We start from the raw sequence: 24,234 nt of genomic DNA, 5'->3' as shown, positions 1-24,234 counted from the left end.
AAGTAATAGGTTAAAAAAGATAGCGTTTAATCATGGAAGAAAAATTACTTCAATTACTTGAACAATCTGGATTATTTGCAATTTTGGTTAGTTTAATGATAAATACTTTGGTTAGTATTATAGGTATACTACCAAGTGTTTTTGTTACAGCTACTAACCTTGTGTTTTTTGGCGTATTCAACGGTTTGTTGATTTCTATTATCGGTGAATCACTTGGTGCAGTTATTAGCTTTATTTTATATAGAAAAGGAATCAATAAATGGAAAAGACCGTTCGTATTACACCCTAAACTTTTAAAATTAAAGGAGTTGGAAGGGTCTGATGCATTTTGGATAATTGTCAGTTTAAGGATTTTACCTTTTATGTCATCAGGTCTTGTGACTTTTACTAGTGCATTTTCTAAGGTGTCTTTAGGCACATTTGCGCTTGCTAGTACGATTGGAAAAATACCAGCCCTAATCTTTGAAGCAGGAGCCGTATATGGTTTTATGCAAGTAAATTTAATAGGGAAAATTGTAATAAGTATCTTATTAATGTCAATTATCATTTTGATTTGGAAAGTTAAGAAGTAAAAAAGTCATATCAAAGTTTTCTTAGATAGCGTGGTTAATACTTGTCTCATTTAATTACAAATCCATAATTTCTCCATACTTCTTTGTTATAGTGCCTATGTAAAGAATAAAAGGAGGAAACATAATGAAATCTAAACTTTTGATTGCTTCATTATTGGTAGGCGCTATTATAATGGGGGGATGTAGTGCGGGTAATTCGGAATCTAATAATAATTCAAATATGGACCATTCTACTATGTCTGGTATGGACCATTCCAATATGAGTGATGAAGAAATGAAAAACATGGAGGGTATGGATAATAAAGATAATAGCATGGAAAATGGTCATGCGAGTCATAACAATCCATTAGCATTAAATAATTCAACTGGGGAAAATGAGCTTGCGCTTCCACCTATTATTGAACCTAAAAATGGAATTGTTGATATTACTGCTCAACAAGGAACGACAGAAATCCTTAAGGGAACTAAAACAGAGACATATGGATATAATGGTTCTTTTTTAGGGCCAGTCATTCGTATTCATAAAGATCAAACGGTAACGTTTAGAACTAAAAATGCTTTATCTGAACCAACAACATTTCACTGGCATGGATTAGAAATTCCCGGAAATGGTGATGGCGGTCCACATCAAGTCTTAGAGCCAGGTGTAACAGAAGATGTGAATTTTACAGTTAATCAAGGAGCATCTACGCTGTGGTTCCATCCACATCCAGAAGGTGCTACAGCAGAGCAAGTATATAAAGGTTTAGCTGGCTTAATTTATATTGATGATGAAAATTCGCAAAAAATCAATTTACCGAATGAGTATGGTGTGAATGATTTTCCGTTAGTATTCCAAGATAGACAATTTACTGAAGAAAAGCAATTAAATTATCAAGCAGTCCTTAATGAGGATGGTACAATAGGAGATACTTTGTTAATTAATGGTACTGTGAATCCTAAACTTACTGTCGGTAAAGAAAAAATAAGACTTCGATTATTAAACGGTTCTAATGCTCGTAATTATACGTTTAAATTGAATAATGGAGCTACATTCCAACAAATTGCTACTGATGGAGGTTTCTTAAATCAACCAACTGATATGAATGAAATTACCTTAACACCAGGTGAGCGAGCAGAGGTAATAGTGGATTTTTCAAAGATGGATGACAAAACTGATATAGCATTAATAAATGAAGAAGGAATTACCCTTTTACCATTTAAAATTGAACAAAAAGCTGCAAGTACAAGTAACATTGCACAAAAATTAAATGATTTTGGTGTTACGGAAGAGGAAAAAACCTTACCAGTTACAAAGAAACTTGAACTTTTTGGTATGGGCACAATGGTTTCAATCAATGGTTCACAGTTTGATATGAATCGCATTGATTTCACTCAAAAACAGGGAGATACTGAAATTTGGGAAATTTATAATAAACCTGATATGATGGGTGGCATGACACATCCTTTCCACATACATGGCACTCAATTTAAAATCGTGTCGATTGATGGGAAAGAACCTCCTTTAAATTTAAAAGGGTGGAAGGATACTGTTTCAGTTGAAGCTGGTCAAACAGTTAAATTAGCAGTGAAGTTCAATAATAAGGGCATTTACATGTTCCATTGCCATGTCCTTGAACATGAAGAAAATGGGATGATGGGTCAAGTTGAAGTAAAATAAAAATAGTTTAAAAACCTCCATATATTTGGAGGTTTTTTAGATGTCATTCAAGAGTGGATTTTAAACGACTTAAAACACCAGATAAAGCCATTTCGAGCCATTTAAATGCTTTCTGTTGCTTTAAAGACTTCTAGGATACGACTTTTTTGTAACTTAACAATTAAATAAGCTACCATTAGTCTGAAAACTAATAGTAGCTTATTGTACATCTTCAAGCTTCTGCCATATTTTTATTCTTTAAATAATTGCTTAAGCTGAGGGTATTTTTCAACCATTTCATTTAGATTCTGAGTTCGAGTATCCTTTTCACTTAGAGTAAGATAATCATGTGCACTTACAACTACTTCATTAATGAATTCATTTTCTTCACAAACTCCTTTTAACCGACTTTTCATACTATTTTTTGAAGAAATAACCACTAAGTTATTTCGTTTATTTATAATTTTTTCTAAGGTCCATTCAATGTTATTCTTAGATAAATTAGTTTCTGATATTAGGATTAAAAAGAGTTTTTCCAGTTGATCCTGTCCAATAAAGTGGGTGGTGATTTTGTAAAACATGTACCATACTACTTCTTTGTAAAAGGACCGTATTTCCATTCCCAATGCTTACAGTAGCAGACTTAAATGTTGCAGTTGCAGTTTCAATTTCTGCTGCAGTAGCAGGTTTATTAAGCATACCGATAATTTTATATTTTATTACTTAACATTATGATTATCTTGGGAGCGAGGTATTTTATCGGTGAGTGTATACAAACCATGTAATGCTGGCTGTTAATAATGCTGACGAAATCAACGCTGTAAGAATACTATATGTTTGCCAAATAAGTATCGTTGACCAATCGATAGCATAGCACAGTATACCAAGGACAATCGTAGCCATCAGGAAAATAACTGTTATGATTATTCTCTTTTTTGTCATTGGCTGTCTCTTATTCATTTTCTTTTTTCGTAATCCTAAGAGAAATAGCAGAACAGCCAATAGGCAAAGAATAATAGTGATAGACGACAAAATGATATCCAAAAGCTGTGTGCCACTTATTTCATATGACTGAGTTAGATTGCCGTCTAATATATCTTTAACTTTTAGTACCAAGTTTATATTGGTATTTGCGCCGTTGCTCAGCAAGCAGACGGCTGTTCTGTCATTTAGCAGTATGGCTACTTCGGTTCTGAAATTTGGATTGCCCCCAGTGTGTTCGATAATTGTTTGGTCGGCGTTTACCGACCAGCCTGCCGCATAATACATATCATTGACAGCCGAGACAGACATATCACCCCTATGTGATTTTTCGATAACCGTGTGAAATATTTCGGGTATGTCCTGCACAATACCCATCTGTATGCCCATCCAACGTGCCATATCTTTTGTATTAGAAATGATGTAGCCTGCGGGTTTGTTCCCAGTATAATCCGGAGCTTTAAATGGAGTTGTCATAAAAAAGGAAGAACGGTAGCCTTGTGCCAACTGTCCAGTGGCTTGGGCATCTTCTTTATAAACATACGTCTGGTAAAGACCTAACGGCTGAAATACTTGTTCCTTCATAAAGTCTTCATAGCTTTGTTGCGACACAATCTCAATAACCAAACCCAATACGTCATAATTAACGGTTCCATAGTTATACTGTTCACCAGGAGGGAACGCCAATTCAGCATCTACGAGCATTTCCACAGTCTTTTGCAACATATCCGGTGTATTGCCTTGTGGAATATTTTGAGTATGCCTAATATTTGTTAGACCACTGGTATGTTGAAGAAAGTTATTTAGTGTAAGGCTTTGCGTATCAACAGGTTTTCCTTGATACTTTAACGTAAACCAAGGTAAATATTTTTGCACAGGATCCGTCATTGAGAGCAGCCCTTGCTCTTCCAACAGCATAATACCCATACCAGTAAAAGCTTTACTGACAGAAGCTAACTCATAGAGTGTATTTTCACTTGCAGTCAACCCCTTTTCACGGTCAGCATACCCTGAAGAAAAGTAGAACACTTCATCATCGACAATTATTGAGATTGAAATTCCTGGAACACCTGATATTCGAGAGGCATCATCTAGCAACGCTTGTATTGCCGCAGATTTCGAATCTGACAGTGCATAACTTTGTGTTGTGGATTCTAAGAATAATATAAATATCATTAATACAACAACAATAATCTTTTTCATAAACACTCCTTTTTGAAAAATTATAAGAGAATAATATAAATAACATACTTTTACAACTATTAAACTAAATTATAACTTATCTTTCTATTCACCTTTATAATATTAAGTAAAATGTGAAGAGTTACCTTTAACGAACAGATACGTTAGTTCAATAAGTAAAACGATCTTCAACAAAAGGGTGCATTCTGTAATAAGGATCAGCGCTTGTTTGCATTAAAGGGCCAGATTGTGGAATAAAAGTTGTAAAACAAACAAGAAATCTATTACCATGAGGGAGGCTTTGCTGATAAGACTTTTAAATCTACTAGATGACGAGAACTCGAATAAGAGTCAGAAGCCTCATTCTTTTAAACGGACCAATATGCAAATTCCAAATATATTCTATTGGCATAAGAATGGTTACTCGTAATATATTCTACAATTGATGCAACATAAAAAACGTATATTTACCACGTTTTAAAATCTATTTCCGGTTTGTTGTATAAGAGGGATTTTTGAAACAGTGTAGAAAGTTAATATTAGGTGATAAATTGCATTTAACAGGAGATGGGATAGATATATGCAGACGATTTTTGTAGACTGGGGTGGAAATAATGTGAAGCTAACTTGGATGCCTCGAATAAAATTAACAGAATCTTTAATAGTGACGAGTGTTCATGCAGTGTGCTTTAGAGATGGGAAAGTGTTATTATCACAAATAAAAAATCGAGGGTTTAATTATCCAGGTGGACACGTAGAGATTGGGGAGAACGTAGAAGAAGCTATACTACGCGAAACATATGAAGAGGGGTATGTAAAGGGAACAATTAAATACATAGGTTCTATTGAAGTAAGCCATAAAGAAAATCTGTCCTTTGATTCAAGTGGAAAATATCCATTGATTGCTTATCAGGCATTTTTTAGAATGGATGTTACCGAATGCTTACCTTTTCTCCGAGAACATGAATCATCTGCTCGAATTTGGGTAGAACCCTCTGAAATACCATTTGTAATTAATGACCATAAACTTTCAAAATTAATCTTAGACGATGCGTTAACCTTTTGTTCTTCTTAAACTAACGTGTGCTTTAATTTAATAACAACGATCTTCAACAATCGGACTCTTTCCTGGAAAAAGGAAAGCTCATTTTTCAGTTTAAGGGCTATTTAATTGAATAACGTTTTTAAAGGAATTATGTTGAAAATTAGGTTAGTTGGAAAAGTAATGTACTTAACTAACTGGGAAGGTTAAAGTAATAAGGATTTAATGAATTTCTAAGCAAGAAGGATCATCACTGTGTAGTCTGGAATAGTTAGTTTATAAGTTTCTTTTTAACTTAATTAACATTGCGATTGGAGTAAGCAACCCGTCCTAGATTAGAACGGGTTAGCTCAACTGAGATTATAAAATTAGCTATATTATCACTTTATATTACTTCATCTGGTGGTTGTGTCTTTCTCCAGCCATAAAACTGCATGACGTCTTTTGATCATATAATACATTTCAATTACCACCTTTCATGTTTTTTAATTAACAAGATTAATATTGACGAATACGAATATAATCGTCAATTTTTTTTCGGTTCTCTTCAAAGATTTTTTTCACATATTCATCATGAAGTGCTTTCTCAAGAGAGACCTTACGTTTTGTAATAGTTATCGTGAGCGCAAAAAAGTTTAATATCATTTATTATCACCTCCTTAAATTGTCATGAAAAATGAAAAAAACCGTAGAGAGACTCCTCTACGGCGAAAAAAGGCACAAAAATACCGCAGGGGCACACTTCTCCCTGCGGTATGGGTATGCTTATTTACAAAAAAACCTTAAGCGATCCATTCCGATGCGGTCGAATGTGTGATTTTCATTTTTAATGAAGTTGTAGCTACCAATGACATCAATTTAACGATAACGATCATTTTATTCGACCTCCTTAAGAATTTTTTGTTTACTTTGTAAGTATATCTAAATTTAAGTTGTTTGTAAACATCTTTTACAAAGCTTTCCTAATTATTGAAGTGTGAGCCGTTATGGATGCTACGGGTACATGGGGGAATCCAAATCCAGTAATTTCTACAGGGATATAATTACAAAATGAATAAGTATTAGCAGATCATAAAGTATGGTATCCCAACTATAAATACGAATACGAAAGAAAATTACAGTTTTGGGTGGTGGCCATTCTGTTATTGCTAGCACTTGCGGAATTACAAGTAGAGAATTCTGCAACAAAGCTAGTGTGGAATGCGTAAAAAGTCTGTAGAAAAAGCCTATAGGTCGAAGAAAAAGATGCTTTGGCCAGCACATGGCGCACTCGGTGTTTACTTTCACGGGTTGAATATGCAATTTTTAAGAGAAGTGATTATGGATATTGGCAGGGATTAGCTGGTGCTGAAGAAGAGGGTAAGACTCCTACTAAACGAGAAGCATTTGAAGAGGCTGGCTTTACAAGAGATTATCATATTGCATTAGATTCTAGTTCTTCACTAGCAGTAGAAGATGTAGTTGGGAATTTCCTTTGGGGACAAGACGTTTAAGTATTAAAAGAATTTTCATTTGGTGTTAAAGTTCCTACAAAAGATATATCATTATCCAAAGAGCATGTTTTGAAGAGGCAGTAACACCTTTTAAAATGGGATAGCAATAAAACGGCGTTATGGGAGGTTATTAAATCTGATTAACACCAAACATATGAAAGAAAATATTTAAGCTAGAACGGGTGCTTTGCTTGAAGAACACGGAGTTGCATAGGCAGCTCATTTTTAGGGATACAGCTTCAATATTGCTTGCTGTTATTCAATTATTGGGCAAGTACTGTAATAGAATGCTGAAATTGTGGAGGAAAAAAATGAATAAAACGGAGAGGCAGCTTGCGATCACGCTTGAATTACAGCGAAGCAAAACATTGAGAGCAGAAGATTTAGCTTCTCAATTTGAGACAAGTGTACGTACGATATATAGGGATATTCAAGCACTAAGTGAGGCTGGGGTTCCCATTTTAGGTGCCCCTGGTCAGGGTTATTCCTTAATGGAAGGATATTTTCTACCCCCGGTTAGGTTCACAGCAGAAGAGGCTGTCTCCCTGCTCATGGGAGCTGATTTTATCGAGCAAAGGTTGGATACAGATTATGGTATTAATGCAAGGTCCGCTAAACGCAAAATCGAGGCTACTTTGTCGGAGTCAGTTCGTAACGAGTCAAGGCTTGTTCGGGAAACAATGCGACTGCTTCATATAGGTGAGCAGTCAACTGAAGAGCGGGTAAAAACGTATCTTAATCAAGTTCGCGATGCAATTTTGAAACAGTGCAAAATCAGTTTTATGTATATTAAAAAAATGCCAGGAACAGATGGGAATCGGAAAAATAAACGTGTCGTCTCTCCATATGGATTAACACTTGTCCATGAAAATTGGGTTTTACTAGCATACTGTGATATGAGGCAAGAAATGCGTCATTTCCGCTTGTCCCGGATGTCCGAGCTTTCTGTGTTGGAAGATCAATTTCTTCTACCAAATGATTTTGACCTAAGTAGCTATCGGCCACCTGACAATCGAGATGAAAGAATAATAATGAGGGCAAACCCCGAAATTGCCGACAAAATCATTGAGGCAGTAAATTTTTATATTGAATCTATTGAGGAGCGGAAGGAGGATGTAATCTTTCAATTTCGTGTTCGGTATCCAGAGGAACTATTACAGCATTTACTTGGCTGGGGCGGAGATATCGAGGTGATTGAGCCGAAGTCTTTACGCTTCAAGATTCGGGAAGTAGCGAAAAAAATTCTAGAACACTACTGACATACACCTGTCAGTAGTGTTCTTTTATACTGTGACTATACCAAGATGAAGAGGAGCTGCTTGAAGGATGAAAAGTACAAAGGAAGTATTGAAGTCATTTGAACTTACAGTAGAAAGATATTTGGCAGAACTGACAAAACTCAATATTGATAAAATACATAGAAAGCTGAACGAAGAAGATTGGTCCATAGGACAGATGTATGTACATTTAATTCAATCAGCTTTCATGCATCTACATAATGTCGAGCAATGTTTAGCTGGTAGCGAATCGACATTGAACCCAGCGAAGGAAAAAACTGAGCAGGGTAAGATTGTTTTTAAACTAGAACAATTTCCTGCTGTTCGTATTAAGGTCCCTGCTTCGCCAAACTATACTCCGCAACCACCAGAGAGCATGGAGCAATTGGTAGAAGGACTTCACAGTGTAGTGGAACGGATGAGGAATACGGAATCAGTTCTACTTCAAGTGCCTGTAAGTAACAAGATACTTCATCCGGCGTTCGGTGCTTTAAACGCGCAGGAATGGTTTATGTTGATTGAAATGCATTACAGACATCATTTTTTACAACTGGATCGGTTGAAAAGTTTAGTATTTGAAGAGTAGGGGGATGCATCATGTCGAATATAACAAGTCAGAAAAGCAGATATTGGATTGGCGTTGTATCCGCTTCTCATGTGAATTTAGCCATAGAAGGTGGTTTTGCACAGTTATGTCACGGTAAGGTAGCACCTTTGCGTAAAATGTCTCCAGGTGATTGGCTGATATACTATTCCCCTCGCACAGACATGTCCAAAGGGAAGCCAGTTCAAGCATTTACTGCTATTGGTCAGGTTACGGATAACGGTGCTTACAAACATCAAGTGTCGGAGTCGTTTGTGCCATTTCGCAGAGATATGCGTTATATTCCTTGTCGAGAAGTTAAGATTGCACTGTTGTTAAACCAGCTCACTTTTACGCGTGGAAATCGCAATTGGGGGTTACCATTCCGTCGAGGTCATTTTGAAATTGGAGCTGAAGATTTTATGACAATCGTTACTTCGATGTTAGATGGTGAGGAACAGGCATTATCCGAGATCCTTAAACACTGATTGTAAGTTGTGAACAGTTTCACTTAAACTTTAGAGTGCTTTAGTTAGATAACAATATTCAACAATTGGACGCTATTGTTGAATAGCGTTCTGTTCTTCTGAATTCACGAGACGAGGATTGTTAAGTAAATAAGAACAAATTAAAAGCGGTCCTCCACAGATTAGTTTGTGGAAGGCCGCCTTTATTATAAAAACAGTCACCATTTATAATTGTTCATCTTGGTTCACTTAACCATATAGATGTAAAATAAAAGATCTATTTAGCTTACGGAGCTTTGCGCAATGATTGCACGAATCAGAAATCAGAAAATTTATGACTTCACCATACAACAAGCATTCCACCAATCCATGCGAACTTGCAGCGGAATACAAGGTACTTGAGATTCATCATTCTCGATTGATTATTCATAGTTAGCGATATTAAGTAATTCAACTAAATCGCCTTTGACAAGTTCGTATTCTCTTGAGTTAATGTTAACCATACCATCTTTTGAAATTAATATATTAATTGGATTAGTAGTATCGTCGTTATTAGTGAAAACTATTTTGTAATAAGAGTTAGAGACATCCATACTTTTGAATAAAGTTCGTTTTGCTTCCCAATTATTCAAAATGCTGCGTACTTCGTTATATAATTCATCGTCTTTGTTTACGATAAATATATTTTTGTTATCTACACCACCGTTCATTTCCCAAACGGAAATGCTATCAACAACTTCTTCAAATTTATCAGTGTTTGTAATGAGTTCATCTCCAAAATTCTTTGTTCCATATTCTGAATAAAATAGAATACCAGTTATACAAAGGACAAGAATAATTGCGACAATTGCTAATTTAATTCGTTTACTTCGCATAATATAGCCCCTCCCAAGTTGTAAAAATATGTGTCTTCCGTTTTATTTTACAAAATTTTAACATAAAAGCAAAAAAAACTTATTTACATTTTAACAAAAATCAAGGGATTAGTTTTTAAAGTTGTCGCGTTTTTATCGACTTTTAATCTCTAAAGCTCAATGTTTACACAAAATATAAAAGCAAGATTTTTTCTTGTTCCACAATCGTGCCATATTGTTGAATAAGGGTTTTGGAGAAATTAGGAGGATTAATATTGAGAATAATCTAAAAAATTAGTTTATTATTAGTTCAAATTAAAGTGCTTGAGTCGTGGTGGTAATAATTGGTGTGTGATATGAGTAACAGAATATTGTTTGAAGGTTCTATAACCGGGCGCATTTCTGCAGAAAAAAATGCGTCTACGAAATAAAAAGGGCCATGTGTTTATGGATAAAGTATAAATTATAGGGGGTATTTTATGTTTGTAGTAAATGTAGAAGGGGCTATTCGTCGCAATGAGAAATGGCTTTTAATCCGTAGAAGTGAAAAGGAGGAGCATGCTGGTGGAGGTCTCTCATTAGTAGAGAGGTTCTTGCACATACGGAACTACCTTTATTTCTAAAAGAAAACATTAAACTTGCAGAGAAAATACTACAAGATAATATGCAGATGAAATATTAGTTATACATTTTCCATTATAGGGCGCCATTGTGGAGCAACAAAGTTGGAAAATGATCAGACTTTTTTATAAAAACCTAACTTAAAACTGCTAAAGAAAAATCCCTTTTGATCAATCTTTTTCAAAAAGGGATTCTTCTTATTTAACGTAAAATAAAGGTTTGTGAGGTGTTTTTGCTCAATCTTTATTCCAAATCTACAAAAATCTGTTGCAATTCAAAACATTAAATCATAATATAAGAATATAGTTATATATGGATTAATTCACCTTTCTTTAACGAGGTGATTTTATTTAAAATAATATATAAGCAAATAATTATATAAGGAGTGCAGATAAATGGAAAATACACTAATTGAAAAACAACTAAAAGCAGCTGCAGATTTAAACCGCATTAAATTACTTGCATGCATGAAGAATGGGGAGGTATGTGTATGTGATTTTGTAGATGTTCTCGGAATATCGCAACCAGCTGTTAGTCAACATCTTCGAAAATTAAAGGAGGCAGGCATTATTACAGAACGAAAAGTAGGGACTTGGAAACATTACCGTTTAGTAGAGGATCAAACTCCACTGATGAAGGGCATTTTAGAACAAATTCAACCTTTAAACGGGTGTAACTGTGGCACAGATTGTTGCCATGTAGGAGGAAATATAAATGAGTAATGATTCTTTAACCAAGCAGCTATCTTTTCTAGATCGTTACCTTACCTTATGGATATTTGTTGCTATGGGAATAGGTGTTTTATTAAGTTTGACAATGCCTAATATTGGAGAAGCATTAGAGGCCATGTCTATTGGCACAACATCCATACCGATTGCTACCGGGTTAATTGTCATGATGTACCCACCATTAGCGAAAGTAAAGTATGAAGAAATGTGGCGTGTGTTTAAGGATTGGAAAGTGCTTTTACTTTCTCTTTTTCAAAACTGGTTACTCGGACCGTTCTTAATGTTCTTTTTAGCCATCATTTTCCTGCACGATTATCCAGAGTATATGGCTGGACTGATTATGATTGGTTTAGCTCGTTGTATTGCAATGGTCATTGTATGGAACGATTTAGCACGTGGAGACCGTGAATATGTAGCTGGTTTAGTTGCGTTTAACTCCATCTTTCAAATCGTGACGTATTCAATTTTTGCTTACTTTTTCTTAAATGTATTACCTGGTTGGTTTGGTTTAGAGAATTTCCATGTATCCATTTCTATGTGGGAGATTACTAAGAGCGTACTTATATACTTAGGTATCCCGTTTGCTGCAGGGTTCCTCACACGTTGGATAGGGATTAAAACAAAAGGGAAACATTGGTATGAGGAAAAGTTCTTACCGAAGATTTCACCACTGACACTAATTGCACTGTTGTTCACGATTGTGATGATGTTTGCTTTAAAGGGTGAGCAATTAGTAGAACTGCCACTTGATGTAGTGCGAATTGCTATTCCATTATTTATTTACTTTGTGATTATGTTTGCTGTGTCATTCTTCTCTTCCCGTAAAGTTGGGGCATCTTATCCTGTCACAGCAGCTCTTTCTTTTACAGCTGCAAGTAACAATTTTGAGCTAGCGATTGCGGTTGCAGTGGGTGTGTTTGGCCTGCATAGTGGCGTGGCATTTGCTGCTGTTATTGGTCCACTTGTAGAAGTACCTGTTCTCATAGGACTTGTATGGGTTGCCCTACGTTGGCAGAAAAAATACTTTAAAACCATTAAATTATAAGGAGCAATTACTATGACAAATATACTTTATTTCTTATGTACAGGAAACTCATGTCGAAGTCAGATGGCTGAAGGATGGGCAAAGAAATTACTACCTACTAATTGGACAGTTAAAAGTGCGGGTATTGAAGCACATGGTGTAAATCCGAAGGCCATTAAAGCGATGGCTGAGGTAGGGGTTGATATTTCAAATCATACATCCGATTTAATTGATTTAGAGACACTAAACAACGCCACGTTAGTTGTTACTTTATGTGGGGATGCAGCTGATAAATGTCCAATGACGCCTCCTCATGTTCGTCGTGAGCATTGGGGATTTGAAGATCCAGCGAAAGCGACAGGTACTGATGAAGAGAAGTGGGCTGTATTCCAAAATGTTCGTGATGCAATTGGTAAACGCATTGAACAATTTGTAGCTGAGGAGCTGAAATAAATTGAAAAAAATTCATATCTATGAGCCAGCAATGTGCTGTTCTACAGGCTTATGTGGACCCTCTATAGACCCAGAATTATTGCGTATGTCATTTATTATGAATAATTTAAAGAAAACAAACATAGAAGCTGAGAGATTTAATCTTACAAACGAGCCAAATGCTTTTGTAGAAAATGAAGCAATTAATCAACTATTAATGTCAGAAGGAATGGATGCCTTGCCTGCAACGTTTGTGGATGGAGAATTACTTTGCAAAGGGATCTATCCTACAAATGAACAATTTTCACAGTGGTCAGGACTTTCAGAAGACGAATTACTACAAAAGCCAAAAGTACGCTTGTCACTAAAAGGAGAAGCCTAAGATGGAACGTTTTACAAGAAGTCATTTCCCTGACACCCCATTCCTGTTTTTCACGGGGAAAGGGGGCGTTGGGAAAACATCGGTTGCTTGTAGCCTATCAATAGCCATTGCAAATGAAGGGAAAAAGGTACTTTTAATTAGTACAGACCCCGCATCCAACTTACAAGATATTTTTGGCCAAACGTTTTCTAATAGTCCAACAAAAATTGAAGGCATAGATAATTTATTTGCGATAAATTTGAATCCTGAACAGGCGGCACAGCATTACAAAGAACAAATGGTTGGTCCGTATCGTGGAAAGCTACCTGAAGTGGTATTACAAAATATGGAAGAGCAACTTTCTGGTGCTTGCACAGTAGAAATTGCTGCTTTTAATGAATTTGCAACATTATTGACTGATACTTCAGTCATAGGGAATTTTGACACTGTCGTGTTTGATACAGCGCCAACAGGGCATACGTTACGATTATTACAACTGCCTTCTGCATGGTCTACGTTTCTAGATGATAACACGACTGGTACCTCATGTTTAGGTCCTTTAAAAGGGCTAGAGCCACAACGTGAAATCTATAAAGAAGCAGTTGAACGTTTAAAGAATGCCAAACAAACGACGTTAATGTTAGTGACGCGTCCTGAAGAAAACCCTTTAAAAGAAACTGCACGTGCTTCTCACGAATTGTTTGAAATAGGCATTCAAAATCAGACTCTACTAATTAATGGATATATGAGCAATACCGATTCTACTGATGATATCGAAGAGGCTTTCATTGCGTGTCAAGCTAATGCATTAGCAAGAATTCCTGAAGAACTAAATCGATTTGAACATTTCTACTTACCATTTGTACCGTACTCATTATCAAGTATTGAGCGTATGCAAGCATGGATGACTGACCAAGAAGTTATACAAGAAGATGAATCAAATGAAGAAACTAAGATTCCAGAGATAGAAGAAATGATTGCAGATTATTTAGAACGTAAGCCGAAACTCATTTTTACGATGGGTAAAGGTGGGGTTGGCAAAACAACTGTGGCTTCTTATATTGCATTACGATTAGCAGAAGAGGGTACTCATGTACATTTAACTACAACCGATCCTGCCGCACACCTCGATTGGACATTTGGTGATGACAACGTTAAAAATTTAACAATCAGTCGTATTGATCCAAAAGTAGAAGTGGAAAACTATGAAGCAGAAGTGCTTGCAAAGGCAAGTGAAACGATGAATGAGGAAGGTTTAGCATTTGTGAAAGAGGATTTGGCTTCTCCTTGTACAGAGGAAATAGCTGTATTCCGAGCATTTGCTAACGTTGTAGAAAACCATCAAGATGAAGTCATTATTATTGATACCGCACCAACAGGGCATACGCTGCTGTTATTAGACGCAACAGAAGCTTATCATCGGGAAATAAGCCGTTCACAAGGGGATATTCCTCCGGCTGTTTCTAACCTGTTACCAAGGTTGCGTGATGCCTCTTATACGAGTGTTGCCATTGTAACTCTTCCTGAAGCAACACCTGTCTATGAAGCTTCGCGCTTACAAGAAGATTTACACCGTGCTGGATTAACTGTTGATTGGTGGGTTGTTAATCAGACATTTTCATCTATCTATACAACAAGTCCAACATTAATTCAAAAACAACAAGCAGAAACGAAATGGCTAAAAGAAGTTAAATCCATCAGTAATAATCAATTTGTGGCCATTCCATGGGTAAAAACGCCACTGGTTGGAGCACAAGGCTTACATGAATTAAAAGGAGAGAAAATCAAATGAAAATGAGTCCAGAAGGTAAAAATTATTTAGAACAGGTATTAGCTGATTCCGAGGTTAAAACACTTCGTTTCTTTGGTATTACAGGCTGCTGTGGGGTTAATTTAGGTGTAGGCTTAGAAGCACCAGCAGCAGAAGATGCGATTCAAACAATTGAAGGTATCGAAATCGCAATTCATCCTGATATTGCACCGCAATTAACAGATGTTACGATCCATGCAGAAGAAGAGAATGGTGAACTAGGTTTAGTATTAGTTGGATACTCTCCGACATCTTGCTAACCAGATACCTTAAATACTGTCTTAGCAAATATTCAATCTGTTGAATGGAGGATACGATAATGACAGTTAACCATGCTAGCGTATTAACTAAAAATTATTTTATCGCTTATTTAAAGTTAATTATGAATAGTAGAGAATACACATTGATACAGGCTAAAGAATTTGCTTTTGATTTCTTCTTTAAAGGAGATATGGAGCGTTACGGCCCTTCTACATGGTTGCAATTTGAAAAAGCTATAAAAGAAATTGATAAAATCATGTGTGAAATTGAAGTGTGTTCATAACTATTACAAAAGCTTAAATAAATTACGTCTAGCTAACTGCTAGACGTAAAAAAATATATTTTATATAAGAAAATGCTTATATAGAGAAAAGAGGAGAAATTTATATGAAAACACTAAAAGTAATCAACCAAAATCAATCTTGTTGTACTACAACTAAGGATATTGAAGTACAGGAGAGTGTTAATATCCCAAATAAGAATTTACCGATTGTCATAATTGGTGCAGGTCCTATAGGGTTAGCTACTGCAGCTCATCTAGTAGAGCAGAACCAGTCATTTATTTTACTTGAAGCTGGCAAAGAAATAGCACACAATATTCGTACTTGGGGGCATGTCACATTATTTTCTCCATGGCGTTATAACATCAATAAAGCTGCTAAATCATTATTAGAGGGGTCTGATTGGATAGAACCTAACTTAGAAACAATACCTACGGGGCATGAGTTAATTGATCTTTATTTAAAACCTTTGGCAGAGTTAAGACAAATAAAACCAAGTATCCGATTGAACTCAAAAGTAGTAGGTATTTCACGACAATTAAATGATAAAATGAAATCAAAAAATCGATTCAATCAGTCCTTTAATATATATGTTGAAAAAGAGGATGATATCGATATTATTGAGGCAAAAGCAGTTATTGATGCAACAGGAACATGGGGGAACCCAAACCCAGCAAATTCTACAGGTGTTTGGCTGAAAAATGAGAAAGCATTAGCAGATCACATTGAGTATGGTATTCCAGATATAAATACGAATCCTAAGAGATATGCAAATAAGAAGGTTGCTGTCATTGGTGGTGGTCATTCAGCGATCAATACCTTATTAGCTTTGGCTGAATTACAAAAAGATAATCCTTCAACAAAGCTTGTGTGGATTATGCGTAAAAGATCTGTAGAGGAGGCCTATGGCGGGGAGGAAAAAGATGCGTTGGCAGCACGTGGCGCATTGGGTATTCGCATCCATGAATTAGTAGATACAGGAAAAATTGAGGTAGTAACACCTTTCTATATTTCACAGGTGAAAAAAGAAGAAAATATCCATATTGTAGGTACTATTAATGGAGAACAAAAAGTACTTACAGAATTCGATGAACTTATTGTTAATGCAGGAAATCGACCTGATTTTACCATGAACAATGAACTGCGTTTATCTATCGATACAGCAACAGAAAGTGTGCAAGCATTAGCGCCACTAATTGATCCTAATGAGCATAGTTGTGGCACAGTAAGAGCGCATGGTGAAGAAATACTACGCCAACCTGAAACGGACTTCTATATAGTAGGAGCTAAAAGTTATGGACGCGCACCAACATTTTTAATGGCAACCGGCTACGAACAGGTTCGTTCTATAACAGCTTATTTATCAGGTGATGAAGAAGCATCGAAACGTGTGGAATTAGAATTACCAGAAACAGGCGTATGTAGTATTAATCTTGTCAATCAATCAAATACAGGTTGTTAATAATTTGACTGTTAGCGAAAGCTAGCAGTCCTTTTAAAAATTCAAGGGGGAAATGGAATGGACACACTTATTATTCGTAAAATGGAAAATAAGGATTTACAAGAGGTATTAAAGATTTATAAAGAGGGAATCGAAACAGGAATGGCAACTTTTGAAACAATAGTGCCAAGTGAACAGGTATGGGATGAAAGACACCATGCGACCTTGCGTTTTGTTGCAGAAGAACACAATAGAGTGGTTGGTTGGATTGGCATTTCACCCGTCTCTACACGCTCCGTCTATTCTGGAGTTGGAGAAGTTAGTGTTTATATATCGAGTGAAAGTAAAGGGAAAGGTATTGCCTCTAAGCTATTTAAAGTACTAATTGAAGAGAGTGAAAAGGAGGGGTTTTGGACACTCCAATCATCCATCTTTGCGATCAATTCATCAAGTATCCAATTACATAAAAAGATGGGCTTTCGAATTGTTGGTACAAGAGAAAAAATTGCTCAATTAGATGGGATATGGCATGATACATTTTTAATGGAAAGAAGAATGTAGCTGGTAAAGTTTCGATTTTTATAATACTTTGGATTAGATGGGTTTGATTATAAATCAATGAGGTTAATATATTCTAATGTAAAATTTTACAGGTAAAAAAGGATGGAAATTATAAACCTCATCCATTTATACGAGCTTTACTAATTGTTGCATATAGTGATTTTTACCTTCTTCAACAATCAGGCGCGATTCTGTAACAAGGATTAGAGCTCGTTTTCATTAAACGGTCATATTATTGCAGATTTCTTCACAAGATCTATCAAAAGATATCCTACGGTAATTAATTCAGGAGGAAACAAAGTACAAACAAGTAGCAGTAGTTTAAGTGCTCCTCCATGCTAAATAATTTTAGTTTACATAATATAAATACCTTGGTTAAAACTTTCTAATTATCGGTTGGTTCCTATAATTTATCGTTCAAAAGGGAATTATTCGTTTAAATAATGCAAATTATCGTTTAATGTAGATCTGTCCAATATTAATAAGAATTATTCATAAGAGTGAACAAATAAGCTGGTTGATACTATATCTTAACAAAAGATAAAAAGTTGATATGGAGTATATCTCCTTATCAACTTTAAAGAAAAAGATTACTGAAGGCTTGGTGTCTTCTTCCAAGCCTTCAGTAATCTTTAAATTTGACACTTTAAATTTCGATAATAAGTATTTTGAAAAAAAGAGTTGTGTATGATTATGCAATATCTAATAGAAGACAAAGTGAAACCGAAATACAGATTGTATTATATATTGCTTATGAGTTATTTAATACATACAAATATTGAAGGAATAAGGAGAAGCTGTAGTCTATAGTTATAGAAAATCAATGAGGTGTTCATCCTGGATTACGTAAAATAAGGAAACGCGAAATACTTTTATTGTGCGCTGTGAGGGCGATTGAGATGAGCAACAGTACAGGTTACTGAATCTCGATACGTTTCATAGCGTTAAAGAACAATAAAGTAAAGAACCTTTTAAAGATTTGGAAATAGCTTAGAAAGAATCTCCTAAAGTAGATAATATAAGTGAAAATTAAATTATTTTATTTGATATAGTATATGTGCCGTTTACTTTATGTTCATTTTAATCGTTTCCTCTTTTATAATGTGATGTATATTCTGATGAACTTTTAATATGGATAAATAAGGAATAGGTGAGGCAAAAAATTGTAAAGGGTACTCAATTTGTGTTTTTTATGTTTATAATAGACTTAGGTGATATTTATGCAATTAACTTTTTTTGGTGATATTTTGGATAATAATAGTGGGGCAATAATTGATGATACTGAAAGGTATCGTTATTCTCTATGGAGAGTTTGGGATGATACTTTACCGAGGGTTACGTTCATCATGCTTAACCCTAGTACAGCCGATAGTAGAGAAGATGATCCAACTTTACGTAGATGCATTAAGTTTGCTATGAACTGGGGTTATGGGTCACTAGAGGTTGTTAATCTATTCGCGTATAGGTCAACTAATCCGGAAATGTTACTTTCAGCTAATGATCCGATAGGAAAAGAAAATAATCAATATATTGTTAATGCGCTAACAAGGTCTGAAAAGGTCATACTGGCATGGGGCACTAAAGGAATTTTGTTTGATCGTGATAAAGAAGTATTGAATCTAATCAGACAAAACAGTATTCCACTTTTTGTATTAGAATTAACAAAGGACGGTCATCCACGTCATCCTCTTTATGTTAAAGCAAATAAGATACCAGAGCTTTATAAATAAAATAAAGGGTAACTTGTCATTTATAATGAATCGACGAGTTACCCTTTATTTTTAGTTACTTATATTTTTTAAATTAAAGTTATAAGGACAATTGTTATCTGATAAATAATTTATTTTTTTGTCTTTGAGTTTAGCATACTCAATTTCACTACGAGTACTACTACCTATATAGCCGTTTACATCAATTACAAATATTTCATCTGATAAATCAATTTTCTTTTTATGTATTTCGTCCAATAATACTTTTTGGCTTGGCTTTATTTTTAACTCCTTAGAATGAACAAACACACCAACACTTAATATTACATGACCAAGGAGTGTTAAGGCCTCATTTACTTCTCCAAATTCTTTTTTAAATTTCGTAGAGCCGCATAAAGTAATTATTTTCATTATTTTATTCCCCTATTTATTTAGATTGAGTGTCTATATAATGAATATTACCTTATTATTCCCATCATTTGTAACACAAATTTATTTTTTTGTTAAAAACATGTATTTTTACCTATTAAAGACCTGTATAATATAACCAAATTAAGAATTAGAGGAGATTTGGTATGACAGGAAAATGGATTACATTTGAAGGTATTGGTGGCTCAGGGAAGACAACTCAAATAAATTTATTATATAAATATTTAAAAAATCAAACTTGTGATGTGATACTTACTAAAGAACCTGGAGGTACAGCTATTGGAGAAATACTAAGAGAAATATTAGTAAATAATTTTGAGTTAAAACTTGAAAGTTTATCGGAATTATTTTTATTTGAAGCAGATAGACATGAAACTGTAAAAAAGGTCGTCAATCCCAATATTGAATTAGGTAAATTAGTTTTAAGTGACAGAGGAATAGACGGATCAGTAGCATATCAGGGATTTGGTAGAAAATTAGAAATAGAAGTTATCCATTATCTAACTTCTTTAGCAACAGAAGACAAGGCTCCAGACCTAACAATTTTAATAGATATAAATCCAGAAATAGCACATCAGAGAATTATAAATCGAAATAATGTTAATATAGATAAATTTGATCTAGAAAAAATTCAATTTCAAACCAATGTACGCAATGGTTTCTTATATATGGCCAAACAAAATCCAAAAAGGATAATAATAGTTGACGGATCTCTTTCTGTTGAAGAATTACATCAAACGATAGTAGATATAGTAAAATGCTTCGCAAAGGGTGAAGTTATTTATAAAGGGTGATTTATGTGCAGGAAAAATTAATGAGTGAGATAGCGGAATATTTAGAAGATTGGTGTGGAGATAGTTCAGAAAGAATTATTAATGAGATAACCGAGTTCGGTGACACAGATGTTGATTCAATATTTTTTATGGAAATTATCGGTGTAATAGAAGAAGAAATGGGTATTAAAGTACCAATAAAAGAAGTTCATAAGAGAGTTAAATCTTCCTTTAAAGAATTTTGTGAACTAATAAGTGAACTATTGGAGGCTAAACGATGAATTCGAATGTCAATGATAGATTAAAAGATGCTAGAGAATATTTAGGGTTAACAATAGAGATAGTCTCTAATTTTTTAGATATATCCATTGAAAAACTCATGAGTATCGAAAATGGTCAAGAAAGACCAGACATTGATGAAATACATATGTTATCAAAATTATATAAACATCCAGAAAGTTATTTTCTTGAAGGTGTGTATAGCGAAAATGAAGATGTAGAACTACTCGCTAGAGCAAGTGATGACTTATCTGAAAAAGACCGTGAGAGTATTCTTAGATTTTCAAAAATACTTTCGGAAATGAAATAATGTAATTCTAGGGGGAGTGTGAAAACAATGGGTTTATCCAAAGCTGAAATAATAAAAACTGCAACCGCAGAGGCAAATAGAGTGTTAAGTAAATTTGATTTTTCATATACAGAGCCAATCGATATTTTTAGAATAATTGAAGGAAACAACATTATCATAAATTTCCAAAAAATAGATAAATTGGCTGGGGCATATATTCCAGAAACACAAAAAAATCGTCCGGGAATTCTTATTAATGAAAACTTACCAATTACGAGACAAAGGTACACTGCTGCACATGAGCTTTGTCACTATATTAGGAAAGATCCTCCTAGTCTAGATACATCTTCTGAATTGTTTATGGAGGAATATAAGCGAGATGAAAAGGAACAGATTGCTGAAGTGTTTGCTTCTTGTATTCTTATGCCAAGGAAGTTAGTAAACAACATTTTGAAACAAATGGGAGTGGTTGAGCTTACTCCATTCTCTGTATATGAACTTTCATTAAGAATGGATACAAGCTATCAAGCTACTGTAAATAGATTAGCAAGTTTAAGAATAATTAAATCTGGACGCCAATACCAAGATCTAAAAAGTTACAGTCCTAAAGATGTAAAAAATCATTATGGCAAAGATGGTTTAGAAACCAATTGGAATAATATTTGGAATATAAATGAGCAAGACAACAATATTATTATATACCCAGCTTTAGGAGATGAGGTACGTATTAAACTAGAAGAAAACCCTAGTACAGGTTATAAGTGGATGGGGATTCCTGAAATTAGATATATTAATTCTAATTGGAGTCCATCCGATGAAAATATACTTGGAGCTGTTGGTGATAGATGTATTAAACTCCAAATTAAAGATATAAAGGAAATGAAGTTAGAATTATTTTATAACAGGCCATGGTTGCCAAAATCAAATTCTATTAAGGTATTTAAGATCAATATTATTACACAGTATAAGCGACATGGTATAAAACTAGAACAATTGATTGCTTAAAGGAGTCTATTATGATTATGAGTGACAAATATAATTTGATGGTGGATTTAAGAAATAATTTTTCAATAGTAAGAGATCAGGGAAGTAGAGGAACATGTACAGCATTTGCAGTTACAGCTTGTCATGAACATCATAGAAATTTAGATGTTAGACTATCTGAAGAATATGTATTTAGTTCAGCAAAACACTTAGACGGGAAGGACGACTCAAATGGAATAAGTATTCCTAGTGCTTTTAAAGCGATTCAAAGCTATGGTCATTCTAAAGATTCTATTTTCCCTTATAATCAACATTTAAAAACACCTTTTAAATTTGCAGATATCGATACAAATGTTAAGAAAGATGCTTTAGGGAGAAAAATTTCTTCATATCAATTTATTAATGCTGATGTTCAAGAAATAGAGAATCATTTATCTATGGAAAGACCTGTTATTACAGGAGTTGAAGTTCAACCAACATTTTGGCTTTCAAATGAAAATGTTTTTATAGATGTTCCACAAGTAGAAACCTTTGAAGGATTACATGCTATTTTAATAATGGGCTATGGTCAGAGAGATGATGGAAAAAACTTTTTTATCATTAGAAATAGTTGGGGTCCTGAATGGGCAGATAATGGATATGCATATGTTTCTTATGATTATTTTAATAAATATAATCGTGGTGCATGGATTATACCAAAGGGGGCATAAATGTGAATACTGTAATTAAAGGTAAAAACATCTCTGATGCCTGGAAGAAAGCAATAGAGCATCTCATTCGAAACGGAAAAGATGATTATAATCTGATAGTAGAAATAGAAAATCCAACATCAGACGATAAAATGGTTAGAGATAAATTCAACCAAATACTATTTAGTATGGATGATCAAAGAATCGAAACTGTTGCTAATACAATTTTCCCTTTTGAAATGAAAAATAAAAGTAAAAATCGATTTGATTTTTATAATAGATTTCAAAAAGTTTATCCAATTTTAAGAAAAGTAACAGAAAATAATAAAGGTACATACTTTGGGAGATTAGTAGAGTGGAACTATGGCAAGGGTACAACTTTTAATCAGGTTGAACATACTATCTTTAAATTGGATAGAGAGAGAAACAATGGTAGAGGAATTAGGGTCATGTATGAAATGTCTATTTATGATCCTTGTTTGGATAAAAATAATCAGATGGGTTTTCCTTGTATGAGCTTTATAAGTGTCAAAATTCGTGAAGATTTTATAGATTTAACTGCAATTTATAGAAACCAATATTTTGTTCAAAAAGCTTATGGAAATTATTTAGGGTTAGGTAGGCTTTTGGACTTTATCGCTAATGAATCTGGTTATAAAACTGGAAAACTTACATGTATTGCTACTCATGCGGCACTCGGAAATATTAAACCAAAAGCAAATTATGAGAAAATGTTACAAATTTGTAGAAATGAAGAACAAGTTGAATTTAATTTGGATATTAATGAATAGAAAATTAATTTTATTAAATGATTATCAAATATTCACTTGTATAAGGGAGTTTTCTATTGACGATGATAGATATCTTAGTGATATTGAACTCAAAATTTGGAATAATGAAAAGAAATTTTTGAGGAATGGTAAAAATTGGTTTTCTGGTAGAGTAGCAGCAAAATACGTAATAGCTGATTGTTTAAATATAAACTTAGAGGAAATGAAAAATTTTCATATAAAAAATAAAAGCAATGGAGCACCTATTTTGGTGACTAAAAGAAAAGATTATTTAGCATTATCTATTTCTCATTGCAATGAAATAGGATTTGCTTGTAGTAGCAAATTTTTTAAAAATATTGGATGTGATATTGAAAGTGTTAGGAATAGGCATCCAAAATTCTCAAGCTACTATTTAAGTAGTTCTGAAGAAAAAATATGGACAGAGAAGATTGCAGATGAAGATAAAGACACTATTCTAACAATAACTTGGAGTTGTAAAGAAGCCAGTTTCAAATGTCTTACTGGTCTAATGGGAAATTCTAAAACAATTAAAGATATAAGGATTTATCCTATAGTTAGTAATTTTTTTAATTTCTATTTTATTTATAAAAATAAAAAGGGACTAGGTTACTGGAGTAAATATAAAAATTTTATTATTAGTATATCTGTTCTTTTGTAATATTATATTCGAGTTTTATA

At 34.2% G+C, this 24,234-nt stretch carries 28 protein-coding genes and 2 pseudogenes; 25 read left to right on the top strand and 5 right to left on the bottom strand.

The features are described 5' to 3' along the window. Nucleotides 1-32: 32 nt before the first annotated feature. Together NYE73_RS13180 and NYE73_RS13175 are read left to right on the top strand one after the other, a co-directional pair. Entirely contained in the window at nucleotides 33-572 is a 540-nt protein-coding gene (locus tag NYE73_RS13180; RefSeq protein WP_115673635.1) for a TVP38/TMEM64 family protein, read from the top strand. Between the two features lie 124 nt (nucleotides 573-696). Then, nucleotides 697-2,232 (top strand): multicopper oxidase family protein, encoded by a 1,536-nt coding sequence (locus NYE73_RS13175; protein WP_259950177.1) that lies wholly within the window; start codon nucleotides 697-699, stop codon nucleotides 2,230-2,232. A gap of 230 nt (nucleotides 2,233-2,462) precedes the next feature. Here NYE73_RS13175 and NYE73_RS13170 read toward each other — a convergent pair whose 3' ends face one another. Together NYE73_RS13170 and NYE73_RS13165 are read right to left on the bottom strand one after the other, a co-directional pair. After that, on the bottom strand, nucleotides 2,463-2,792 hold the full coding sequence (locus tag NYE73_RS13170) for a hypothetical protein (protein ID WP_259950176.1): 330 nt from the start codon (nucleotides 2,790-2,792) through the stop codon (nucleotides 2,463-2,465). Nucleotides 2,793-2,967: 175 nt separating this feature from the next. Further along, the gene (locus NYE73_RS13165) at nucleotides 2,968-4,395 is read right to left on the bottom strand and encodes a serine hydrolase domain-containing protein (protein ID WP_103118172.1); all 1,428 of its coding nucleotides are present in this window, start codon (nucleotides 4,393-4,395) and stop codon (nucleotides 2,968-2,970) included. 559 nt (nucleotides 4,396-4,954) lie between these two features. Between NYE73_RS13165 and NYE73_RS13160 the strand changes: the two genes are divergently transcribed. Continuing rightward, a complete protein-coding gene (locus NYE73_RS13160) occupies nucleotides 4,955-5,449 on the top strand; it encodes an NUDIX hydrolase (protein WP_259950175.1) in 495 nt (164 codons plus the stop codon). A 465-nt stretch (nucleotides 5,450-5,914) separates the two neighbouring features. On the opposite strand, the gene NYE73_RS13155 is transcribed toward NYE73_RS13160, so the two are convergent. Further along, a complete protein-coding gene (locus tag NYE73_RS13155; protein WP_081011020.1) occupies nucleotides 5,915-6,061 on the bottom strand; it encodes a YrzI family small protein in 147 nt (48 codons plus the stop codon). Between the two features lie 605 nt (nucleotides 6,062-6,666). On the opposite strand from NYE73_RS13155, the pseudogene NYE73_RS13150 reads away from it, so the two are divergent. The 4 genes and pseudogenes from NYE73_RS13150 (at nucleotide 6,667) to NYE73_RS13135 (ending at nucleotide 9,257) form a co-directional block, all read left to right on the top strand. Beyond that, nucleotides 6,667-7,053 (top strand): annotated as a pseudogene (locus tag NYE73_RS13150) (NUDIX pyrophosphatase). A gap of 167 nt (nucleotides 7,054-7,220) precedes the next feature. After that, nucleotides 7,221-8,168 carry a helix-turn-helix transcriptional regulator gene (locus NYE73_RS13145; protein WP_066036714.1) on the top strand — a complete coding sequence of 316 codons (948 nt, stop codon included), beginning with the start codon at nucleotides 7,221-7,223 and terminating at the stop codon, nucleotides 8,166-8,168. Between the two features lie 67 nt (nucleotides 8,169-8,235). Then, entirely contained in the window at nucleotides 8,236-8,772 is a 537-nt protein-coding gene (locus tag NYE73_RS13140; RefSeq protein WP_259950174.1) for a DinB family protein, read from the top strand. An 11-nt stretch (nucleotides 8,773-8,783) separates the two neighbouring features. Continuing rightward, nucleotides 8,784-9,257, top strand: coding sequence for an EVE domain-containing protein (locus NYE73_RS13135; RefSeq protein ID WP_259950173.1), 474 nt, complete (start codon nucleotides 8,784-8,786; stop codon nucleotides 9,255-9,257). A 401-nt stretch (nucleotides 9,258-9,658) separates the two neighbouring features. Here NYE73_RS13135 and NYE73_RS13130 read toward each other — a convergent pair whose 3' ends face one another. Then, on the bottom strand, nucleotides 9,659-10,111 hold the full coding sequence (locus NYE73_RS13130; protein ID WP_066036717.1) for a hypothetical protein: 453 nt from the start codon (nucleotides 10,109-10,111) through the stop codon (nucleotides 9,659-9,661). 458 nt (nucleotides 10,112-10,569) lie between these two features. Between NYE73_RS13130 and NYE73_RS13125 the strand changes: the two are divergent. The 11 genes and pseudogenes from NYE73_RS13125 to NYE73_RS13075 all read left to right on the top strand — a co-directional run. Continuing rightward, a pseudogene (locus NYE73_RS13125) lies at nucleotides 10,570-10,674 on the top strand (DNA mismatch repair protein MutT); the annotation flags it as partial. A 432-nt stretch (nucleotides 10,675-11,106) separates the two neighbouring features. Then, complete coding sequence (locus tag NYE73_RS13120) at nucleotides 11,107-11,433, top strand: ArsR/SmtB family transcription factor (protein ID WP_066036718.1); 327 nt, start codon at nucleotides 11,107-11,109, stop codon at nucleotides 11,431-11,433. After that, the gene (arsB, locus tag NYE73_RS13115) at nucleotides 11,426-12,484 is read left to right on the top strand and encodes an ACR3 family arsenite efflux transporter (RefSeq protein WP_054550190.1); all 1,059 of its coding nucleotides are present in this window, start codon (nucleotides 11,426-11,428) and stop codon (nucleotides 12,482-12,484) included. Before NYE73_RS13120 ends, arsB begins: the two co-directional genes overlap by 8 nt. 12 nt (nucleotides 12,485-12,496) lie before the next feature. Further along, nucleotides 12,497-12,916 carry an arsenate reductase (thioredoxin) gene (arsC, locus tag NYE73_RS13110; protein WP_259950171.1) on the top strand — a complete coding sequence of 140 codons (420 nt, stop codon included), beginning with the start codon at nucleotides 12,497-12,499 and terminating at the stop codon, nucleotides 12,914-12,916. A 1-nt stretch (nucleotide 12,917) separates the two neighbouring features. After that, complete coding sequence (gene arsD / locus NYE73_RS13105) at nucleotides 12,918-13,277, top strand: arsenite efflux transporter metallochaperone ArsD (protein ID WP_115673623.1); 360 nt, start codon at nucleotides 12,918-12,920, stop codon at nucleotides 13,275-13,277. A 1-nt stretch (nucleotide 13,278) separates the two neighbouring features. Continuing rightward, nucleotides 13,279-15,048, top strand: a complete 1,770-nt coding sequence (gene arsA / locus NYE73_RS13100) for an arsenical pump-driving ATPase (RefSeq protein ID WP_259950170.1) — start codon at nucleotides 13,279-13,281, stop codon at nucleotides 15,046-15,048. Further along, nucleotides 15,045-15,326 (top strand): Fe-S cluster assembly protein HesB, encoded by a 282-nt coding sequence (locus NYE73_RS13095; protein ID WP_103118156.1) that lies wholly within the window; start codon nucleotides 15,045-15,047, stop codon nucleotides 15,324-15,326. The genes arsA and NYE73_RS13095 overlap by 4 nt, the downstream gene beginning before the upstream one ends. Nucleotides 15,327-15,385: 59 nt before the next feature. After that, nucleotides 15,386-15,610 carry a hypothetical protein gene (locus NYE73_RS13090; protein ID WP_054550188.1) on the top strand — a complete coding sequence of 75 codons (225 nt, stop codon included), beginning with the start codon at nucleotides 15,386-15,388 and terminating at the stop codon, nucleotides 15,608-15,610. Nucleotides 15,611-15,714: 104 nt separating this feature from the next. Next, complete coding sequence (locus tag NYE73_RS13085; protein WP_259950169.1) at nucleotides 15,715-17,070, top strand: FAD-dependent oxidoreductase; 1,356 nt, start codon at nucleotides 15,715-15,717, stop codon at nucleotides 17,068-17,070. 57 nt (nucleotides 17,071-17,127) lie between these two features. Continuing rightward, nucleotides 17,128-17,610, top strand: coding sequence for a GNAT family N-acetyltransferase (locus NYE73_RS13080; RefSeq protein ID WP_259950168.1), 483 nt, complete (start codon nucleotides 17,128-17,130; stop codon nucleotides 17,608-17,610). 1,220 nt (nucleotides 17,611-18,830) lie between these two features. Further along, a complete protein-coding gene (locus NYE73_RS13075; protein WP_259950167.1) occupies nucleotides 18,831-19,340 on the top strand; it encodes a DUF1643 domain-containing protein in 510 nt (169 codons plus the stop codon). A 51-nt stretch (nucleotides 19,341-19,391) separates the two neighbouring features. Here the strand turns inward: NYE73_RS13075 and NYE73_RS13070 are convergent, their stop codons facing one another. Beyond that, nucleotides 19,392-19,730 (bottom strand): hypothetical protein, encoded by a 339-nt coding sequence (locus tag NYE73_RS13070; protein WP_259950166.1) that lies wholly within the window; start codon nucleotides 19,728-19,730, stop codon nucleotides 19,392-19,394. Nucleotides 19,731-19,894: 164 nt separating this feature from the next. Here NYE73_RS13070 and tmk point away from each other — a divergent pair, with 164 nt between their 5' ends. The 7 genes from tmk to NYE73_RS13035 are packed head-to-tail and all read left to right on the top strand — an operon-like array spanning nucleotide 19,895 to nucleotide 24,214. After that, nucleotides 19,895-20,542, top strand: coding sequence for a dTMP kinase (tmk, locus tag NYE73_RS13065; RefSeq protein ID WP_259950165.1), 648 nt, complete (start codon nucleotides 19,895-19,897; stop codon nucleotides 20,540-20,542). A 5-nt stretch (nucleotides 20,543-20,547) separates the two neighbouring features. Continuing rightward, on the top strand, nucleotides 20,548-20,802 hold the full coding sequence (locus NYE73_RS13060) for an acyl carrier protein (protein WP_259950163.1): 255 nt from the start codon (nucleotides 20,548-20,550) through the stop codon (nucleotides 20,800-20,802). Beyond that, complete coding sequence (locus NYE73_RS13055) at nucleotides 20,799-21,110, top strand: helix-turn-helix domain-containing protein (protein ID WP_259950162.1); 312 nt, start codon at nucleotides 20,799-20,801, stop codon at nucleotides 21,108-21,110. The genes NYE73_RS13060 and NYE73_RS13055 overlap by 4 nt, the downstream gene beginning before the upstream one ends. Before the next feature lie 27 nt (nucleotides 21,111-21,137). After that, the gene (locus NYE73_RS13050) at nucleotides 21,138-22,094 is read left to right on the top strand and encodes an ImmA/IrrE family metallo-endopeptidase (protein ID WP_259950161.1); all 957 of its coding nucleotides are present in this window, start codon (nucleotides 21,138-21,140) and stop codon (nucleotides 22,092-22,094) included. 17 nt (nucleotides 22,095-22,111) lie between these two features. Further along, entirely contained in the window at nucleotides 22,112-22,783 is a 672-nt protein-coding gene (locus NYE73_RS13045) for a C1 family peptidase (protein ID WP_279495079.1), read from the top strand. A gap of 2 nt (nucleotides 22,784-22,785) precedes the next feature. Beyond that, entirely contained in the window at nucleotides 22,786-23,553 is a 768-nt protein-coding gene (locus tag NYE73_RS13040; protein WP_259950159.1) for a hypothetical protein, read from the top strand. Beyond that, nucleotides 23,546-24,214, top strand: a complete 669-nt coding sequence (locus NYE73_RS13035) for a 4'-phosphopantetheinyl transferase superfamily protein (protein ID WP_259950157.1) — start codon at nucleotides 23,546-23,548, stop codon at nucleotides 24,212-24,214. The genes NYE73_RS13040 and NYE73_RS13035 overlap by 8 nt, the downstream gene beginning before the upstream one ends. The last annotated feature ends 20 nt before the right edge of the window (nucleotides 24,215-24,234 follow it).

The sequence above is a fragment of the Lysinibacillus sp. FSL K6-0102 genome, from assembly GCF_038003545.1.
GTDB lineage: Bacteria > Bacillota > Bacilli > Bacillales_A > Planococcaceae > Lysinibacillus > Lysinibacillus capsici.
The sequence above is the reverse complement of the archived record's forward strand: the minus strand, read 5'-3'. Positions and strand labels throughout refer to the sequence as shown.

What these genes read in the sequence shown, in the direction of transcription:
- NYE73_RS13180 (WP_115673635.1), top strand. Translation starts at nt 33, where the DNA reads ATGGAAGAAAAATTACTTCAATTACTTGAACAATCTGGATTATTTGCA.
- NYE73_RS13175 (WP_259950177.1), top strand. Translation starts at nt 697, where the DNA reads ATGAAATCTAAACTTTTGATTGCTTCATTATTGGTAGGCGCTATTATA.
- NYE73_RS13170 (WP_259950176.1), bottom strand. Translation starts at nt 2,792, where the DNA reads ATGTTTTACAAAATCACCACCCACTTTATTGGACAGGATCAACTGGAA.
- NYE73_RS13165 (WP_103118172.1), bottom strand. Translation starts at nt 4,395, where the DNA reads ATGAAAAAGATTATTGTTGTTGTATTAATGATATTTATATTATTCTTA.
- NYE73_RS13160 (WP_259950175.1), top strand. Translation starts at nt 4,955, where the DNA reads ATGCAGACGATTTTTGTAGACTGGGGTGGAAATAATGTGAAGCTAACT.
- NYE73_RS13155 (WP_081011020.1), bottom strand. Translation starts at nt 6,061, where the DNA reads ATGATATTAAACTTTTTTGCGCTCACGATAACTATTACAAAACGTAAG.
- NYE73_RS13145 (WP_066036714.1), top strand. Translation starts at nt 7,221, where the DNA reads ATGAATAAAACGGAGAGGCAGCTTGCGATCACGCTTGAATTACAGCGA.
- NYE73_RS13140 (WP_259950174.1), top strand. Translation starts at nt 8,236, where the DNA reads ATGAAAAGTACAAAGGAAGTATTGAAGTCATTTGAACTTACAGTAGAA.
- NYE73_RS13135 (WP_259950173.1), top strand. Translation starts at nt 8,784, where the DNA reads ATGTCGAATATAACAAGTCAGAAAAGCAGATATTGGATTGGCGTTGTA.
- NYE73_RS13130 (WP_066036717.1), bottom strand. Translation starts at nt 10,111, where the DNA reads ATGCGAAGTAAACGAATTAAATTAGCAATTGTCGCAATTATTCTTGTC.
- NYE73_RS13120 (WP_066036718.1), top strand. Translation starts at nt 11,107, where the DNA reads ATGGAAAATACACTAATTGAAAAACAACTAAAAGCAGCTGCAGATTTA.
- arsB (WP_054550190.1), top strand. Translation starts at nt 11,426, where the DNA reads ATGAGTAATGATTCTTTAACCAAGCAGCTATCTTTTCTAGATCGTTAC.
- arsC (WP_259950171.1), top strand. Translation starts at nt 12,497, where the DNA reads ATGACAAATATACTTTATTTCTTATGTACAGGAAACTCATGTCGAAGT.
- arsA (WP_259950170.1), top strand. Translation starts at nt 13,279, where the DNA reads ATGGAACGTTTTACAAGAAGTCATTTCCCTGACACCCCATTCCTGTTT.
- NYE73_RS13095 (WP_103118156.1), top strand. Translation starts at nt 15,045, where the DNA reads ATGAAAATGAGTCCAGAAGGTAAAAATTATTTAGAACAGGTATTAGCT.
- NYE73_RS13090 (WP_054550188.1), top strand. Translation starts at nt 15,386, where the DNA reads ATGACAGTTAACCATGCTAGCGTATTAACTAAAAATTATTTTATCGCT.
- NYE73_RS13085 (WP_259950169.1), top strand. Translation starts at nt 15,715, where the DNA reads ATGAAAACACTAAAAGTAATCAACCAAAATCAATCTTGTTGTACTACA.
- NYE73_RS13080 (WP_259950168.1), top strand. Translation starts at nt 17,128, where the DNA reads ATGGACACACTTATTATTCGTAAAATGGAAAATAAGGATTTACAAGAG.
- NYE73_RS13075 (WP_259950167.1), top strand. Translation starts at nt 18,831, where the DNA reads ATGCAATTAACTTTTTTTGGTGATATTTTGGATAATAATAGTGGGGCA.
- NYE73_RS13070 (WP_259950166.1), bottom strand. Translation starts at nt 19,730, where the DNA reads ATGAAAATAATTACTTTATGCGGCTCTACGAAATTTAAAAAAGAATTT.
- tmk (WP_259950165.1), top strand. Translation starts at nt 19,895, where the DNA reads ATGACAGGAAAATGGATTACATTTGAAGGTATTGGTGGCTCAGGGAAG.
- NYE73_RS13055 (WP_259950162.1), top strand. Translation starts at nt 20,799, where the DNA reads ATGAATTCGAATGTCAATGATAGATTAAAAGATGCTAGAGAATATTTA.
- NYE73_RS13050 (WP_259950161.1), top strand. Translation starts at nt 21,138, where the DNA reads ATGGGTTTATCCAAAGCTGAAATAATAAAAACTGCAACCGCAGAGGCA.
- NYE73_RS13045 (WP_279495079.1), top strand. Translation starts at nt 22,112, where the DNA reads ATGAGTGACAAATATAATTTGATGGTGGATTTAAGAAATAATTTTTCA.
- NYE73_RS13035 (WP_259950157.1), top strand. Translation starts at nt 23,546, where the DNA reads ATGAATAGAAAATTAATTTTATTAAATGATTATCAAATATTCACTTGT.